The sequence below is a fragment of the Labilibaculum sp. K2S genome (assembly GCF_030372765.1).
GTDB lineage: Bacteria > Bacteroidota > Bacteroidia > Bacteroidales > Marinifilaceae > Labilibaculum.
The window spans coordinates 85,304-102,952 of the sequence record NZ_JAUCMW010000019.1; the positions used below are offsets into that span (position 1 = coordinate 85,304).

The following is a 17,649-nucleotide window of genomic DNA, read 5'->3' on the forward strand; positions in this document are numbered from 1 at the left end:
AAAATAAATAGATGAGAACAATCAAATTTTTTGCTAGTTTATTTGTAATGGTAATAACTGTCTCTTGCACCACTTTAGAGCCTGACCAGATTAAGGTTGAAGAGGGAATTTTACAGGGAACTATTGTTAATGGTTTAACCATTTTTAAAGGCATTCCCTTTGCTAAACCTCCGGTTGGTGAATTACGCTGGAAAGCTCCTCAGCCCGCAGAAAAGTGGGAAGGTATTAAGCAAGCAATCGAATTTGCACCTGCCCCTATGCAAGGAGGAAACCCGGTTGCTGGGAAGAGTGAAGATTGCTTATACCTTAATGTTTGGACTCCGGCAAAAACACCGGATGAAAAAGTTCCGGTACTGGTTTGGATCTATGGTGGAGGCTTTAGTTTTGGATCTGCCTCAGATCCTGTTTCCGATGGCGAAATGTTAGCAAAAAAGGGGGTTGTTTTGGTTAGTATTTCTTATCGTGTTGGTCAACTTGGTTTTTTAGCACATCCTGAATTAAGTGCTGAGAGTCCAGTAGGTGTTTCAGGCAACTATGGTTTGTTAGATCAAATTGCAGCCCTTGAATGGATTCAAAAAAATATAGCAGCTTTTGGCGGTGACCCTGATAAAGTAACCATTTTTGGAGAGTCGGCAGGAGGAATCTCAGTAAGTATGTTGTGTGCATCGCCATTGGCAAAAGGTTTGTTTCATGGAGCCATATCGCAAAGTGGTGGTTCTTTTGGACCTACCCGATCAACTACCTATCCGGGTGAAAACATGAAAACATTGAAACAAGCTGAAGCAGATGGTGAAGCATTTGTTAAGAACCATGGTGCTTCGTCAATTGCTGAATTGCGCGAAATGGAAGCTGAAAAATTTATCCCGGCGGGTTGGACCATGCCCGGAGGTTGGCCTATTGTTGATGGATATGTGATTCCTGGCGATCAGTATGAGCTTTATCAGGAAGGAAAATACAACGATGTACCTGTGCTGATTGGTTATAATTCCGATGAGGGTGCCAGTTTTATGTGGGAAAAAGATTCAAAGGTTGTCATAAATAATGTGAAAACACGTTATGGAAAATTTGCAGATGCATTATTGCAAGCCTATCCAGTTGAAGAAAATAGTGTGCCAAAAACAGCTCGCGACCTGATGCGTGATGCCGCTTTTGGCTGGCACACCTGGAGTTGGGCGCAATTGCAATCTAAAACAGGGAAATCTGATGTTTATTATTACTATTTCGATCAACATCCGGTTTATCCTGAAGATTCCCCAATGTTTGGTTATGGATCTCCGCATGGACAGGATGTGGCCTATGTTTTTCAACATTTAGATAATAATTCGCAGACATCAGAGTCAGATAGTGAAATATCAGAGGCGATGGGCACTTATTGGGTCAACTTTGCCAAGTATGGCAATCCTAATGGTGAAGGTGTTCCTGAATGGCCTGCATTCGGCAATGAAAATAAGCAAATAATGTACTTGGGATCAACGCCTCATTTGGGATCTGTACCAAGCGAAGAAGCACTTAAAGTACTTGATGCATATTTTGAGTGGCGCAGGACACCTAATGGAGAGGATTGGGCAAAATAATGATAATAGTATTATTGGATTTTTTAAGTGTTTAAATTTTTTATTTACCAAGGTTATTTTTTATGACGCTGGGAATAACTTAAATAAAATATTATTTCAATGATGAGTGGGTTGAGATCGGAAATTTGTAGAATCGACTCATAAGGTTTGGTCGATTAGTTCTGTAGGTTATCTGTTGATAGACATTTTTTTACAATTTGTATGAGTAACACTGATTGGTATAAATGAAGTTTTAACGATTAAATATTTAACAGGAAAAAAGGTTTGTTGCCTGCAATAAATTATAATAAATAAATGAGGCTGTGTTGCCATCAAAAATTTGGTTTGCAACACTATTCTCTTTTTGTGGACTGAAAATAAGATCGTAAATCCAAAGGGAAAAGGTAGAAGATAGATTGCGATGGCGTTTGTACAATTGTAATTAATAAGCAATTTTATTAAAAGTCAGACAAAAAAATAGTCATAATGAAGACAGTAATTTTAAAATTGTGTTTGGTATTAGTAGTTATTTTCCATGCAAATATCACATTTGCATGGGAAGGAATGCCAATGCCTCAATTGCATGTGGAGGGGAGATATTTAAAAGATGTTTCTGGTCATATTGTAAATTTGCACGGTTTTGCTCAAACATACTCTCCTTGGTTTAACGAACAGAATTCAAAATGGACCAACTTTGATGTGGCTGCATGTTTGACTTATAACCAAGGCTTAATTGACGGTATATTGCAGGCCGGTTGGAAAATGAATTTTATTCGATTACACATGGATCCCTATTGGTCCAATACTCCGGGTGTGCAGGTTAATGGTGAAAACGATATATCTGCCTTTGACTTTAATCGGTTTAAAACATATCTCGATCAGGTTTTTATCCCCATGGCCGAATATGCAATCTCAAAGGGATTGTACGTTGTAATGCGTCCTCCGGGAGTTTGTCCCGAAGAGATAGCTATCGGCGATGCATATCAGCAATATCTTATTCTAGTTTGGGGATATGTTTCTCAACATCCCAAATTAAAAAATAATCCTAACATTATGTTTGAATTAGCCAATGAGCCAGTTGATATACTTGGATCCGATGGAACATATGGCGCAGGTACGCAAGGTCATTTCGATAACCTTAGAATCTATTTTCAGGCAATTGTTGATGCTGTAAGGGAGAGTGCAAATAACATACTTTGGATACCGGGTTTAGGATATCAGTCATTGTATGCCGGGTACGCAGCGAATCCCATTGAAGGCGATAATATTGGTTATGCAGTACATGTTTATCCGGGGTGGTTTAACAGTGGTCAAGGCTATGAACCTTTCCAAAATGGATGGAATAATCAGGTTCAGCCAATAGCTGATATCGCACCTATCATGGTAACAGAGATGGATTGGGCACCGGAAAAATACAACGCATCCTGGGGTAAAGACATTACCGGTATTGCTGGTGGAGATGGTTTCGGTGCAAATTTAAAGAAGATTGTTGACGGTTGCGGCAATGTAAGTTGGCTCCTTTTTACAAGTCCTGACCTGTTGGATGATTTTACAGGAATTGCTCCTGCTGAAGGTGAGGATTATGTCTTTCTTAATGATCCGGAGGCTTGTCCGTGGCCGGTTTATCATTGGTATCAGGAATATGCACAGGAATATAGTTTTGAAGGTGCTGCAGATGACTATTTAGCGTTATCGGATCTGGTTGTTGAAAGTGGGGAGAATTTAGCACTTTTAACAAGTAGATCTGTAGGTTTAAAAATAAAGGCTGTTTTTGCTGATGGGCATATCGAAAATGTAGGTTCTCTTGCTGAGTACACTATTGACAATCCCTCGGTCGTTGAAGTTTCTAATGGAAGAATTTACTCACTTAAGGATGGAGAAGCAACTATTGATATAGCTTATACAGGACCTTTAGGTGTACAAAAACAAGTGACATTAAATATTACCTCAACCACTTTTCCGTTAACAAATAATTTATTTAATCCTGATATCTGGGAAAATGGCTCTTTTGATGGAGTTACCAATACGCTGAATACCGGATTATATGGTTTTGGAGGTTGGCAATATGAAGGAATTGATTTAACTGGTTATAAATATATCATCGCTCGATTAGGTGGAAATAATACTGCTGATATATCATTCAACATTTATGATGGAAGTAGTTATTGGGGGTCACCCGCTTCGTATCAGTTCGGTAATGAACAAGAAGTGGTTGTAATGCTGGAACAAGCAAAGAAGAATGATGGTACACCTCTTAATTCGGAACATATTTATATTGCAGGCTTTTGGTCTAATGGCAGTAATCCTTTTGTAATTGATACTGTATTCCTATCTAATTCCAGCGAATATGATCCACCATCTATTAATATTCAGGATATTAACTCAAATAATATTACAGAGCTTAATGACTTTTATTATGGAATTGATACAGGGCCATCTACTGTGCAGCAAATTATAGTTTCCGGTAATAAATTGACGAATGATATTGTCATTACATCTTCTGCCAATTATGAAATATCACTTGAAGAGACACAAGGATATTCTCAAATGATATCGCTTAGTCCGAATAAGGGTGAAGTCTCCTTGGTTATTATATATGTAAGGTTAGTTTCCGGTTTAACAGACAATATGTATCGTGGGAATATTGAGCTTTCTTCGGCAGGAGCTTTTAGTAAAACTATTGCTCTATTCGGACAAGTAGAAAAAACGAATGGGATTTATAATATTCCAAGTTCAGGTGCTGTTGTTACGTCAACTGCATATTTTACTTTATTGGGACAAAAAATAACTGATTTAGATAATCGGATAGGAATTTTTATAGTTAGAGAACTTTATTCGGATGGAACTGTGGTTGCAACAAAAGTTTTAAAAATGGAATATTGAAAATACATTTAAATAAAGGCAAGTTTGAAGAATTGTATGATTATTAAAAATATTTTTATTATGAAATTAAAGCATATGTATACATTGCTCTTACTGGTATTTTCGCTATACAATACCAGTAAAGGTCAATCATATAAGCAGACAGATCTAGGTATTAAAACAGTAATAAATTCTACTGAAATAGAAATTCAATTTTATGGATCATCTACAGTTCGGATATTAAAATTTCCAGAGGGTGACGAATTTGAAAAAAAGAGTCTTTCTGTGATTAAGAAGCCTCAGAAAGAGATTTTTAATATCTCAGAAATGGGCAAGGAAATTATTTTGAAGAGTAAGAAAATTAGTGTTGTATTAAATCTAAAGAATGGGCAAGTGGCATTTAAAACAATATCAGGAGAACCTTTGTTGAACGAAAAAAAATATGGAGGTAAATTTACTGACTTTATTGATGCCGGAGATACAACTTACAGTGTCTCACAGTCATATATTCTGGATGAAAACGAGGCAATATACGGACTTGGAATTTTGCAGAACGGTAAAATGTCGCAACGAAATCAACAAGTTCAAATGGTACAGAATAATACCTGGGATTTTACCACTTTCTTTCAATCGGTGAAAGGCTACGGTTTGTTTTGGGATAACTATTCGCCAACAACCTTTACCGACAATGAAGCAAGTACTGAATTTCTTTCGGAAGTTGGCGATTGTATCGACTACTATTTTATGTATGGCAAAAATGCCGATGGCGTGGTTGCTGAAATGAGGGAGCTTACAGGTGAAGTGCCCATGTTCCCACTTTGGACCTATGGTTTTTGGCAAAGCAGAGAGCGTTACAAAACTCAGGATGAAGTGGTAGGAGTTGTTGAAAAATACCGTGAGTTAGGCGTTCCTCTGGATGGTATTATCCAAGACTGGCAATATTGGGGCGACAACTATCACTGGAATGCCATGCAGTTTTTAAATCCAGGTTTTCCTGAACCGCAAAAATTTGTTGACGACGTACATAATTTAAATGCGCACCTTATCATCTCTATCTGGTCGTCTTTTGGCCCTAAAACGTCGCAATTTAAACTATTGCAGGACAAAGGCATGTTGATGGATTTCCAAACATGGCCTCAGTCAGGTAAAGATGTTTGGCCACCGGACATGAATTATCCTTCTGGTGTTCAGGTTTACGATGCCTATCATCCCGAGGCAAAAGATATTTATTGGGAACATCTTAATAAAGGACTTTTCTCTTTAGGCATTGATGGCTGGTGGATGGATTCAACCGAGCCCGACCATTTAGATGTTAAGCCAGAAGATTTTGATAATAAAACTTATCTGGGTTCTTTCAGAAAGGTACGTAATGCTTATCCTCTGGAAACAGTTGGAGGTGTGTATGAGCACCAGCGCAAGCAAACTTCTGATAAACGGGTGTTTATTTTAACCCGTTCCGGTTTTGCCGGGCAGCAACGCTATGGTAGTAATGTTTGGTCGGGCGATTTGGGTTCGTCATGGGAGGCTTTGCGTAACCAGATTCCTGCCGGCCTTAACTTCACCCTTACCGGAAACCCGAATTTCAATTCAGATATTGGCGGTTTCTTTGCCGGAGCCTACAACCTATCCTATAATGATGGTACAGCTGCAAAAAATCCACTTTTCCAGGAGTTGTATGTACGCTGGTTGCAATACGGAGTATTTACACCAATGATGCGTTCTCATGGCACCGATCTAAAAAGAGAGATTTATTATTTCGGAGAAAAAGGCGAGCCTGTTTACGATGCCATTGAAAATGCCATCAAATTACGTTATTCGCTGCTTCCTTTTATTTACTCCACTTCGTGGGATGTTACAAAACAGCAAGGCAGCTTTATGCGTGCTTTGGTGATGGATTTTACGGATGATAAAAAAGTATGGGATTTGAATGACGAATACATGTTTGGCAAATCCATTTTAGTTGCCCCTGTTCTTCAAGCTCAATACACACCGGAAAAAGTGGTGAAAGTAGATAAAAAAACAGGCTGGAATAAAGGGCAGGAAATAGGCGAGAATGGTTTTCCAGTGGTAGATTTTATGCCTGTTAAATCGTCAACCGTTTATTTGCCTGAAGGCGCTGATTGGTATGACTTCTGGACTAACGAAAAGTACCACGGTGGACAAGAAATAACCAAAGAAACAACAATAAATACCATACCTTTTTACATCAAAGAAGGGAGCATTATTCCAATAGGGCCAAAAGTACAATATGCCACTGAAAAGAATTGGGATAATCTGGAAATAAGAGTTTACGAAGGTGCCAATGGCGAGTTCTCCCTTTACGAAGATGAAAACGACAATTACAATTATGAGAAAGGTTTATACTCAACCATCTCTTTTAATTGGAACGATGCTAAAAAAACATTAACCATCGATAATCGCAAGGGGGATTTTCCTGGAATGATTAAAGAGCGTACTTTCCGCATTGTTAAAGTGGCCAAAGGCAAAGCGGCAGGAAATGAGGTTGTTATGTCGTTTGATAAAGTGGTTAAGTACAACGGAAAGAAAGTGTTGGTTAAATTTTAATAGGTATATAAAATATAGTGACTTATGAATGCGATTAAGAATATCACATTGACAGGTATTATTGGATTGGTATTATTAGCCGGTCTGTGTGGAATGCAAGATCTATCAGCCCAAACAGTATGGCTTGATGAACTAGACCTGAGTACGGCAACCCAAGGATATGGTGTGCCTGTGAAAAACAAATCTTTAGATGGCAACACGATGACTATCGCAGGGCAAACCTTTGAACGTGGTTTTGCTACCCATGCGGTAAGTTCGTTACTTGTTTTAACTGAAGGTAAAGCAAATGCATTTACTGCAAAAGTAGGGCTTGATGATGAAATGAAAGGGCATGAGCCTGCTGTGGAGTTTGAAATTTATGGCGATGGAAATAAACTTTGGTCCAGCGGGGTGATGCATTTAGGCGATTCTGCTAAAGAATGTTCTGTTGCATTAACCGGCATTAAGAAAGTAGAATTGGTAGTTACCGATGGAGGCAATGGCAATTACTACGACCATGCCGATTGGGTAGATGCTAAATTTGAAACCACAGGAGTTACAACATTAAAAACCTATAATCCAATTGCGAGCGAACCGTATATTTTAACTCCAAAACCATCGGATAAGCCAAGGTTGACTGGAGCTAAGGTTTTTGGCGTACGCCCGGGTTCGCCGTTTCAATTCTTAGTTACTGCAACAGGCGACAGGCCAATGGAATTTTCGGCCCAAAAATTACCAAAGGGATTGAAATTGAATCCTCAAACAGGTATTATTACAGGAAAATTGCATGAAAAAAGAACCTATGAAGTTACCTTATCTGCCAAAAATGCTAAAGGTAAAGCAGAAAGAAAACTTCGTATAGTTTGTGGAGACCAAATTGCCCTCACACCACCAATGGGTTGGAACAGTTGGAACTGTTTTGCTCAAGAGGTTTCTGCCGAAAAAGTTAAAAGCGCTGCCGATGCTATGGCTAAAAGTGGCTTGATTAACCATGGCTGGACATATATAAATATTGATGACTTTTGGAATAACCATCGCGATTCTGAAGACGCTTCTTTAAGAGGGGAATTAAGGGATGCTAATGGAAAAATCGTACCTAATAAACGATTTGAAGATATGAAAGGCCTTGCTGATTATGTGCATGGACTTGGCCTTAAAATAGGTCTTTATTCCAGCCCAGGCCCTTGGTCGTGTGGTGGATGTGCCGGTAGCTTTGGTTTTGAAGAGTTGGATGCTGAAACTTATGCTGAGTGGGGCTTTGATTACCTTAAATATGACTGGTGTAGTTATGGAAATGTAATTGATGGCTTGCCCGATAATGACCCATATAAAGTGTCATCGCTCTCCTATAATGGTGGAGGCGAGCTGAATACCGCAATGAAACCTTTCAAACTAATGGGGGATTATCTTAGGGAGCAACCACGTGATATTGTTTTCAGTGTCTGTCAATATGGTATGTCCGATGTATGGAAATGGGGAGGTTCAGTTGGCGGCAATTGCTGGCGTACCACCAACGATATTACCGATACATGGGTAAGTGTGAAAAACATTGCTCTCGACCAGGATAAATCTGCTCCTTATGCCAAACCGGGCAACTGGAACGACCCTGATATGTTGGTAGTTGGCCATGTTGGTTGGGGAAATACACACCCTAGCAAGCTAAAGCCTGACGAACAGTATTTGCACATTAGTTTATGGAGCCTTTTTGCCGCACCTCTTTTAATAGGTTGTGACATGGAAAAATTGGATGATTTTACCTTGAATCTGCTTACAAACGATGAAGTGATTGATGTTAATCAGGATCCGCTTGGAAAACAGGCTACCTGTATCCAAACCATTGGGGATTTAAGGATTTATGTGAAGGAACTTGAAGATGGTAGCCGTGCAGTTGGTTTCTGCAATTTCGGAGCAGAGATAGTAGATGCTCAATACAGCGATTTCGAAAAGTTGGGCATAAAAGGAAATGTTACCGTACGTGACCTTTGGCGCCAGAAAGATATTGCTGAAATAGATACCAATACTCAAAAGCTGGCAATTAAAGTTCCGGCGCATGGAGTCCTTCTGTATAAATTTAATTCTGGTAAATATTAAAATATGAATTTACAAATATCAAATATGCTTAGAATCGCTTCAATATTAGTCCTAACAGTTTTACTTTTTACGGGTTCTGTTTATGCTCAAAACCCAATTGTGCAAACCAATTTTACTGCCGATCCGGCACCAATGGTTTACAATGATACCGTTTACCTTTATACGTCTCACGATGAGGACAGCACAGTAGCCAATTTTTTTACCATGTACGATTGGCGTTGTTATTCATCAACTGATATGGTTAACTGGACGGACCACGGCGCAGTTGCCTCGTTAAAAAACTTCAGATGGTTGGATAAAACCAATGGTGCTTGGGCGGTTCAGTGTATCGAACGCAATGGCAAATATTACCTCTATGTACCTATTCACGGAACCGGGGTTTGTGTTTTGGTAGCCGATTCGCCTTATGGACCTTTTACCGATATTTTAGGAAAACAACTAGTTGATAGTGACCATTTATGGCAAGATATTGATCCTACTGTTTTTGTCGACGACGATGGGCAGGCCTACCTATATTGGGGCAACCCTAGTGTTTGGTATGTGAAATTGAATGAAGATATGGTTTCGTATGACCATAGCATAGGCAATAACGGAGTAGTATCGGTTGATATGACTGCCGAATCGTTTGGCGAAAGTGTAAGGCCAGATGGTAAACTAGGTACTAAATATGTTGAAGGCCCTTGGTTTTATAAGCGCAACAATCTTTATTATCTTATTTATGCCGCCAATGGAGTTCCTGAAAGTATTGGGTATTCAACATCTCCATCGCCAACGGGTCCATGGACATATCAGGGATTAATAATGGAGCGATATCCTAAACTTTCATTTACAAATCACTCTGGAACTATTGATTTTAAAGGGAATTCGTATTTCTTCTACCACAACGAAGCTTTGCCAAATGGAGGCGGTTTCAGGCGTTCCTCTTGTGTTGAACAATTTGAATACAACGAAGATGGATCAATTCCATTAATGGTACCAACAAAAGAAGGTGTAACATCAAGTTTGGAACCCTTAAATCCGTTCAAAAGAACGGAAGCTGAAACCATTGCCTGGTCCGAAGGATTGAAAACGACAGAGGGTAGCAATGGTGTGTATGTTTCGCAAATTAATGACAACGATTACTTAAAAGTGCGTAGTGTTGATTTTGCAAAAGGTGCTAAAAAGTTCGAAGCTACTGCAGCTTCCCTAGCCGGAGGGAAAATTGAGATTCGTCTAGATGCTAAAGATGGCCAGTTGATTGGCGTTTGTGAAATTACCAAAACTGATGGGGAAGCTATTTGGAAATCATTCACTGCCAAGGTCGATAAAGTCAAAGGTGTTCACGATTTATATTTTGTGTTTAAAGGCAATGACGGTCAATTGTTCAATTTTGACCATTGGAAGTTTATTAAATAGTTGAGAATAAGAGGCTATGCTTTTTTTTAGGCATAGCCTTCAATACATAGCAATTCCCTAAAGTTATTTTGAAAGAAGAAAACGGTAACGGAGTCATATCTGTAACGTTAGGATGTGATAAGCGTTGTTTGTATTTTGAGCAGTTGTCGGCGTATTAATGTGGTTAATAGATTTATATAGGCAGGATTTTCGCTGAATATAGAGCGTTTTAGTAGTTGAAAAGTTTATCTAAAAAGAAAGTTAAAATGATTAAAAATATTCTGGTGTTAAGCTTATTATTGCTAACTGCTTTTATTCCTTTCAATATATTAGCGCAGCTAACTCCCACTGAAAAAGAGGAGCGTGTTTATAAAGATTTTAAGGTGGAGTTCATGTGGGATGCTAAAGTCGAAATTGGCAATATGGTTATTGTTGCAGACAGCAAGCATGGTACCCGCCGGATGATACCAATTAAAGGAGGCTCGTTTAAAGGTCCCAACATACAAGGCGAAGTTTTGCCAGGCGGTGAAGATTGGCAAGTGGTGCGCCCCGATGGTGATACAGAACTCAATGCACGTTACTTGCTTAAAACGAATGATAGCATTATAATTCAGGTTATAAACAAAGCACTGATGCATGTACCTGCAAAAGGGGAAGAGGGTGGTTTTTATGTAAAATCAGTTGTTGATTTGGAAGCTCCAAACGATAGCCAATATGCTTATCTTAATCATGCCATTTTTTTGGGAACACTTACTATGCCACAGTTAAATCCAGGCGAAAAGCCTTATGTTATAATTGGTGTGTACAAGTTGCTGTAAGAAATCTCCTCAACTAGAGTTTTCTATAATTTATATTTTTCTGATCCAGATGGACTGGCTATAACTTATCTGGTTGAAATACCATTCGTTTCTTCCAATGTTTTTAGGTTTGAATAAGCGACTTTGAAGATGAGAGAATTAATGTTTCAGAAATTTCATCATAGATTGCCATAATGAGAGTCCGCTATTGGGGCGCAGAATGGGGTAGCAGGAAATTTGATATTTATATCGACGATGAAAAACTTCTGACTGAAGACAACACCGGAAAGTGGAATATTCCATTCCCAACTCGATGGTTGTTGGAAAAGACCATGTAAGGGTGAAATTTCAAGCTCTTCCGAGTAATGTTGCTGGTGTGATGTATTATGTTAGATTGTTAAGGCGGCGCAGATAAATAAACTCGTTACTTATTTATAGGTACTAGCTATATCGATTCAAGTATTTGAATCCAATTATGAATTATAAGTTACATAAATGCATCATTGAAAAAGTAAATTTATTAATAATACCAGATAATCTCAATAGTAGATATAATCATTTAGCTTTTAGAAGATTAATGTTGTTTTTGTAAAAAAAATGATCTGAATTTCTTCCAACCATGACTGCCTTTAGGGTTGTCTTTGTTTTTTGTAGGCATTACCAATGTGTAAATGTTGGTCGGAAATATAGAACTGCCAGATGTCTGTATTTTAAACTATAATATTTGAATTTGAAAACGTTTTGGGGCATAATAGCCTATTTTTGATGAAATTAAAAAATAGAAATGCTTTACGCAAAGCTAAAATACATATAGAAAACCAGTTTATGAAAAAGATTTTTTTAGCAGCCGCTTTAGCTTTAGCATTTATAATGCAGTTGCAGGCACAAGAGCAAGAATTGAAACTGTGGTACGATAAGCCTGCAAAACAATGGGTAGAAGCTTTGCCGGTGGGCAATGGTCGTTTAGGAGCAATGATTTTTGGCGACCCGGTAAATGAAGTCTTTCAGTTGAATGAGAACACGTTATGGGCAGGAGGTCCTAATCGTAACGATAATGTGCTGGCAAAAGATGCCTTGGCCAATGTGCGCAAGCTTATTTTTGAAGGTAAATTTGCTGAAGCGCGTGATCTGGTAGATCAGAAAATGATTAGTAAAAAATCTCATGGCATGTCTTATCAAACAGCAGGCAACTTAAAGCTTACGTTTCCGGGACATGAGAATTATACCGATTATTACAGAGAGCTGGATATTAATAATGCCATTGTGACATCTTCCTATAAAGTTGATGGCGTTGGCTATAAAACCAGCGTGTTTTCTTCCCATCCCGATGAGGTTATTATTGCAAAAATAGAAGCAGATAAATCAGGTGTCATTAATTTTTCTGCAACTATGGACAGGCCTTCCGAAGTAACTGTTTCCACAAACGATACTAATGAACTAATTATGTCTGGTATCTGCAGCGATCAAGAAGGTATTAAAGGGAAGGTAGCTTTCAATGCTAAAGTTAAGATTATTACGAAAGGTGGTTCTGTTTCTGCTGAAAACGGAATATTAACTGTAAAAGATGCCAATGAAGCAACTCTTTATATTTCCGTTGCAACCAATTTTAATAATTATAAAGACGTAAGTGGCAACACCAAGCAAAGGGTGAATGGATACCTTGATAAAGCAATACAAAAGGATTATGAGCAAGCATTGAAGCAACATGTTGCTGATTATCGCTCATTTTTTAACCGCGTTAAATTAGATTTGGGGGTAACTGATTCAGAAAAGAAAACAACCGATGTGCGTATTAAAGAGTTTGCCAAAGGCAACGATCCACAATTGGTGTCTCTTTATTTTCAGTTTGGCCGGTACCTGTTAATCTCTTCTTCGCGTCCAGGTACTCAACCCACTAATTTACAAGGTATCTGGGCAGATAACCTATTTCCTGCATGGGATAGTAAATATACAGTGAATATTAATACTGAAATGAATTATTGGCCATCTGAGATTACCAACTTAACCGAAATGAACGAACCATTGGTTAAAATGGTACGCGAACTAGCTGAAACAGGAAAACAAACTGCAAAGGATATGTATGGTGCCAGAGGCTGGGTGTTACACCATAATACTGATATATGGCGAATTAATGGGCCTATAGATGGTGCTAATTGGGGAATGTGGCCAATGGGAGGAGCATGGTTGTCGCAACACCTGTTTGAAAAATATGCCTTTTCAGGTGATATAGACTATTTAAAATCTGTTTATCCTGTGATCAAAAATGCCGCTCTGTTCTTTGTGGATTTTCTGGTTGAAGAGCCTGTAAATAATTGGTTGGTTGTAAGTCCTTCTGTTTCACCGGAAAATACCCCAATGGGGCGTTTAACATCAATTACAGCCGGAACAACTATGGATAATCAATTGGTTTTTGATCTATTTAAAATTGCCATACATACAGCACAAATTCTTAATACGGATCCCGAATTAGTTGACACGTTAAATGAAGCATTAAGACGTTTACCTCCAATGCAAATAGGTAAATGGGGACAGTTGCAGGAGTGGATGGAAGATTTAGATAATCCAAATGACCATCATCGTCATGTATCTCACCTTTATGGCTTGTACCCTTCAAACCAAATTTCACCCTATCGTACACCCGAATTATTTTCGGCGGCAAAAACATCACTTTTGGCTCGTGGCGATGAATCTACAGGATGGTCTATGGGATGGAAGGTAAACCTTTGGGCGCGTTTACTTGATGGCAATCATGCCTATAAACTTATTAAAGATCAGTTAAAGCCCGTTGACGGGAAGGGTGGCATGGGTGGAAGCGGTGGCACCTATCCTAATCTTTTTGATGCACACCCTCCTTTTCAGATTGATGGTAATCTTGGTTGTACAGCAGGTATTGCTGAAATGCTTCTTCAAAGCCACGATGAAGCGATTCATTTACTGCCAGCCCTGCCGTCTGTGTGGCGCAAAGGAACAGTGAGTGGACTTAAAGCAAGGGGTGGTTTTGAAGTTAATATGGAGTGGGACGAAGGACAACTGATTAAAGCTGATATTCGCTCTTTGAATGGTGGTTTATGCCGTGTACGTTCTTACACTCCCCTTAGTGGAAATGGCATTAGGGAAGCAGAAGGTAAAAATGTAAATGGTTTTTACCTTTTAAAAACTACACCTCAACCAATTAATAATGCCAAGGAAGAGATACAAAATGCTGAGTTCAGGAAGATATATGAATATGATATCGATACTAAATCCAATCAGGTTATTTCATTTTACGGAATTAAATAATAGAACCATTTGAATTAATGAAGTAAAGGAGTATTTTATATTGAGGTACCTCTAAACAGCCCTTGTGATTATTTAAGCCACACCCTGTATCCTAGTACATTAAATTTGGCACAATTACAGCGGGGAGATAACCTTATGTAATAATCTGAATGTGTAATTGATTGTAATATATATGTTTGAAAAAAAACACTTCTAAATATAATGCCATTTAAAATGAAATTAATTTATTTAGCCCTCATTGCTTATTTTTTGGTATCCTGCTCAAAGCCAAGCGTAATAAGTTATCAAAAAAGTAAAAAAGGCGTAGACATAACACTTTCAGAAGGGAGGCTTGGTATTTATCCAATAGCCGATAATGCCGTGAGGATTATGTATATGAAAGACTCTTTGGAAAGTTTGCTGGAGTTGGTCTTAACTTCAGCAGATGAAGTTCCGGGGTATGAAGTGTCTGAAAATTCCTCAACCATTGAGGTGAAAGGAAAAAATATTCATGTTCTTGTTGATAAAACAACAGGGAAGTTGTCTTATGCTAATGCTGAAGGGAAAGTTTTTCTAGAAGAGAATGCTGATTCCAGAAAACTTGTAAGCGATACGATTCATGGCGAACCTTGTTATTTGGCAGAACAATCCTTTCTTTCCCCTGAGGCTGAAGCCCTTTTCGGTTTAGGGCAATTTCAGGATGGAAATTATAATTTAAAAGGTGTAAGCCGCCGTTTAACCCAGGTTAATACTCAAATTGCATTGCCATTTATCTATTCCAATAAAGGTTATGGCGTGTTATGGCATCAGTATGGACTCACAGACTTTAACCCTGCTGATAACTTTATAGCATTGAAAAAACAGGAACAAACCGAAGGTGAAGAAGACGTAGTTGAGGTAACAACTACATCCGGAACACAGAAAGTATCTCGAAATCAAGCCCTTTATTCCGGGAAATTTTCATTAGCAGAATCTGGAACTTACTCCATTTTTCTTGATTTAGGAGATATGGGCAACAGGCATTTTGTAACTATTGACGGACATCCTGTTCTTGACCAGAGCAACATGTGGCTACCACCAACTGCTGGTACATTAGTGAAACTGAAACAAGGGGAACATCAGGTTCAAGTAATATGTAAATCCGATAATACCCCAAAATTATCATGGAAGCTAAAGGATAATACCACTACTTTTAGATCGCCGGCAGCTAAAAAGCTTGATTATATTGTTTTTTATGGGCCTTCAGCCGATGAGGTTATAGCTTCGTACCGTAAGCTTTCCGGAAAAGCACCCCTTTTTCCAAAGTGGGCCTATGGTTTTTGGCAATGCCGAGAAAGGTATATTTCAAGTAAACATCTGGTAGAAACTGTAAAAGAGTTTCGAAAAAGAAAATTGCCAATGGATGTAATTGTTCAGGATTGGCAATATTGGGGAAATAGGGGCTGGGGTGTTCCGCAATTTGACGAAACGAATTATCCGAATCCGTCAGGTTTTATAAAAGAACTACATGATTTAAATGTCCATTTTAATATATCAATATGGTCAAACCCCGATAAGAATTCCGGCATAGGTAAAGAGTATGTAGCTAAAAACCGTTTTGTGCCAGGCACTAAATGGCTCGATTATTTCAATCCAAAAACAAGAGGAGAGTATTGGCAGACACTAAAAGAAAATATGTTTGATAATGGGGTGGATTCTTGGTGGATGGATGCTGTTGAGCCTGAAAATGATGCATTAAAAGGGCAACAAACCTATGCAGGCTTAGGCGATTTTTACCGATTAACTTATCCTTTAATGGTGAGTAAAGCGGTGTACGAAGGACAAAGGGCAACTGCTTCTGATAAAAGGGTTTGTATTCTTACACGCTCTGCATTCCTTGGCCAGCAGCGCTATGGCATCATTAACTGGTCGGGCGATATTGGTGGCACATGGGATACTTTCAGGCGCCAGATTGTAGCCGGTTTAAATTATACCATTACTGGATTGCCTTACTGGACCACCGATATCGGAGGTTTCTTCCGTCCGGGACATTTACAATACAGCGATAAAAATTATCATGAACTGCTTGTCCGCTGGTTTCAATGGGGGGTGTTTAACCCAATTTTTCGCATGCATGGTTATCAATCCGAAACAGAACCATGGAAGTATGGGACAAAGGTAGAAGAGAACATGCGCAAAATGTTGAATCTGCGTTATGCGTTATTGCCATACATTTATTCAGAGGCATGGCAGGTAACCAGTGCTGGTTCAACTATGATGAGGCCTTTGGTTATGGATTTTAGGGACGATGCTCAAGCCGTTTCGCAGCAATATGAATATATGTTTGGCAAATCATTGTTGGTCGCCCCTATTACAGAAGCTGGTATCAATATGTTAGATGTTTATTTACCGAAAAATAACGATTGGTATGATTTCTGGACTGGGGAGCGCATTAAAGGAGGACAAACGGTAAAAACCGATACCCCTTTAGATAAAATACCACTATTTGTGAAGTCAGGATCTATTCTTCCAATGGGAGGAGTGGTTCAATACTCAGGGCAAAAAACTTCAGAGCCATTGGAAATAAGAATCTATCCGGGAGCTGATGGATATTTTGAATTATATGAAGACGAAGGAGATAATTATAATTATGAAGAGGGGACTTATTCCATTATCACATTTAGGTGGGATAATGAAAAAATGAAACTTACAATTGGAGCTAGAGAAGGGAGGTATCCTGGAATGTTTGAGTATAGAAAGTTTACTATTAAGGTTATTGAACAAAGTTCAAAAGGGAAGGATATGGCAAATAGAAATGCATCTTATGAAGGAGAAAAGCTTGTAATTCAACTTTAAAAATTTTTCTTAAGTAGAATTCCATAAAAAATATAGGTACAGTTATTTCTGATTTTTTTTCGGAGTCCTTTTTTAGCTCAAAAAATGGAAGCAACTGTACGTTAATCTCATATTAAAAGTACACTTATTTTTGGATCAAAAGATTTATTGACTGATGAAATTCTAAGGCAATTCAAAACTGGAAATATAAATCGTAAAATCAGAGAGTACACGAATAATAAATTGTTTTTTCCTTTTAAAGTTAGCCATTATGCATTTCGTAATGGCTTTTTTTATTTATAATACCAATTAACCTGAGTTCGATTATTAAAGTGTTGTTTTATAGGTAAATAGGT

General features: G+C 38.4%; 9 protein-coding genes. All 9 read left to right on the plus strand.

The genetic code is table 11. The features are described from left to right. Window positions 1–11 precede the first annotated feature (11 nt). The 9 genes from QUH73_RS17020 (at window position 12) to QUH73_RS17060 (ending at window position 17,314) form a co-directional block, all read left to right on the plus strand. Window positions 12–1,574, plus strand: a complete 1,563-nt coding sequence (locus QUH73_RS17020; RefSeq protein ID WP_289531641.1) for a carboxylesterase/lipase family protein — start codon at window positions 12–14, stop codon at window positions 1,572–1,574. Between the two features lie 465 nt (window positions 1,575–2,039). After that, on the plus strand, window positions 2,040–4,436 hold the full coding sequence (locus QUH73_RS17025; protein ID WP_289531642.1) for a glycoside hydrolase family 5 protein: 2,397 nt from the start codon (window positions 2,040–2,042) through the stop codon (window positions 4,434–4,436). Between the two features lie 60 nt (window positions 4,437–4,496). Further along, entirely contained in the window at window positions 4,497–6,980 is a 2,484-nt protein-coding gene (locus QUH73_RS17030) for a glycoside hydrolase family 31 protein (protein ID WP_289531643.1), read from the plus strand. Between the two features lie 24 nt (window positions 6,981–7,004). Further along, window positions 7,005–9,050 carry an NPCBM/NEW2 domain-containing protein gene (locus QUH73_RS17035; protein ID WP_289531644.1) on the plus strand — a complete coding sequence of 682 codons (2,046 nt, stop codon included), beginning with the start codon at window positions 7,005–7,007 and terminating at the stop codon, window positions 9,048–9,050. A 3-nt stretch (window positions 9,051–9,053) separates the two neighbouring features. After that, window positions 9,054–10,445, plus strand: coding sequence for a glycoside hydrolase family 43 protein (locus QUH73_RS17040; RefSeq protein WP_289531645.1), 1,392 nt, complete (start codon window positions 9,054–9,056; stop codon window positions 10,443–10,445). Between the two features lie 245 nt (window positions 10,446–10,690). Next, a complete protein-coding gene (locus QUH73_RS17045; protein ID WP_289531646.1) occupies window positions 10,691–11,242 on the plus strand; it encodes a DUF3237 domain-containing protein in 552 nt (183 codons plus the stop codon). Window positions 11,243–11,415: 173 nt separating this feature from the next. Next, the gene (locus tag QUH73_RS17050) at window positions 11,416–11,559 is read left to right on the plus strand and encodes a hypothetical protein (protein ID WP_289531647.1); all 144 of its coding nucleotides are present in this window, start codon (window positions 11,416–11,418) and stop codon (window positions 11,557–11,559) included. A 487-nt stretch (window positions 11,560–12,046) separates the two neighbouring features. Continuing rightward, window positions 12,047–14,500 carry a glycoside hydrolase family 95 protein gene (locus QUH73_RS17055; RefSeq protein WP_289531648.1) on the plus strand — a complete coding sequence of 818 codons (2,454 nt, stop codon included), beginning with the start codon at window positions 12,047–12,049 and terminating at the stop codon, window positions 14,498–14,500. 213 nt (window positions 14,501–14,713) lie between these two features. After that, the gene (locus QUH73_RS17060) at window positions 14,714–17,314 is read left to right on the plus strand and encodes a glycoside hydrolase family 31 protein (RefSeq protein WP_289531649.1); all 2,601 of its coding nucleotides are present in this window, start codon (window positions 14,714–14,716) and stop codon (window positions 17,312–17,314) included. The last annotated feature ends 335 nt before the right edge of the window (window positions 17,315–17,649 follow it).

Excerpts from the sequence above, each read along its gene's own strand:
- QUH73_RS17035 (WP_289531644.1), top strand. The coding sequence starts at position 7,005 with ATGAATGCGATTAAGAATATCACATTGACAGGTATTATTGGATTGGTA.
- QUH73_RS17060 (WP_289531649.1), top strand. The coding sequence starts at position 14,714 with ATGAAATTAATTTATTTAGCCCTCATTGCTTATTTTTTGGTATCCTGC.
- QUH73_RS17020 (WP_289531641.1), top strand. The coding sequence starts at position 12 with ATGAGAACAATCAAATTTTTTGCTAGTTTATTTGTAATGGTAATAACT.
- QUH73_RS17030 (WP_289531643.1), top strand. The coding sequence starts at position 4,497 with ATGAAATTAAAGCATATGTATACATTGCTCTTACTGGTATTTTCGCTA.
- QUH73_RS17050 (WP_289531647.1), top strand. The coding sequence starts at position 11,416 with ATGAGAGTCCGCTATTGGGGCGCAGAATGGGGTAGCAGGAAATTTGAT.
- QUH73_RS17040 (WP_289531645.1), top strand. The coding sequence starts at position 9,054 with ATGAATTTACAAATATCAAATATGCTTAGAATCGCTTCAATATTAGTC.
- QUH73_RS17025 (WP_289531642.1), top strand. The coding sequence starts at position 2,040 with ATGAAGACAGTAATTTTAAAATTGTGTTTGGTATTAGTAGTTATTTTC.
- QUH73_RS17045 (WP_289531646.1), top strand. The coding sequence starts at position 10,691 with ATGATTAAAAATATTCTGGTGTTAAGCTTATTATTGCTAACTGCTTTT.
- QUH73_RS17055 (WP_289531648.1), top strand. The coding sequence starts at position 12,047 with ATGAAAAAGATTTTTTTAGCAGCCGCTTTAGCTTTAGCATTTATAATG.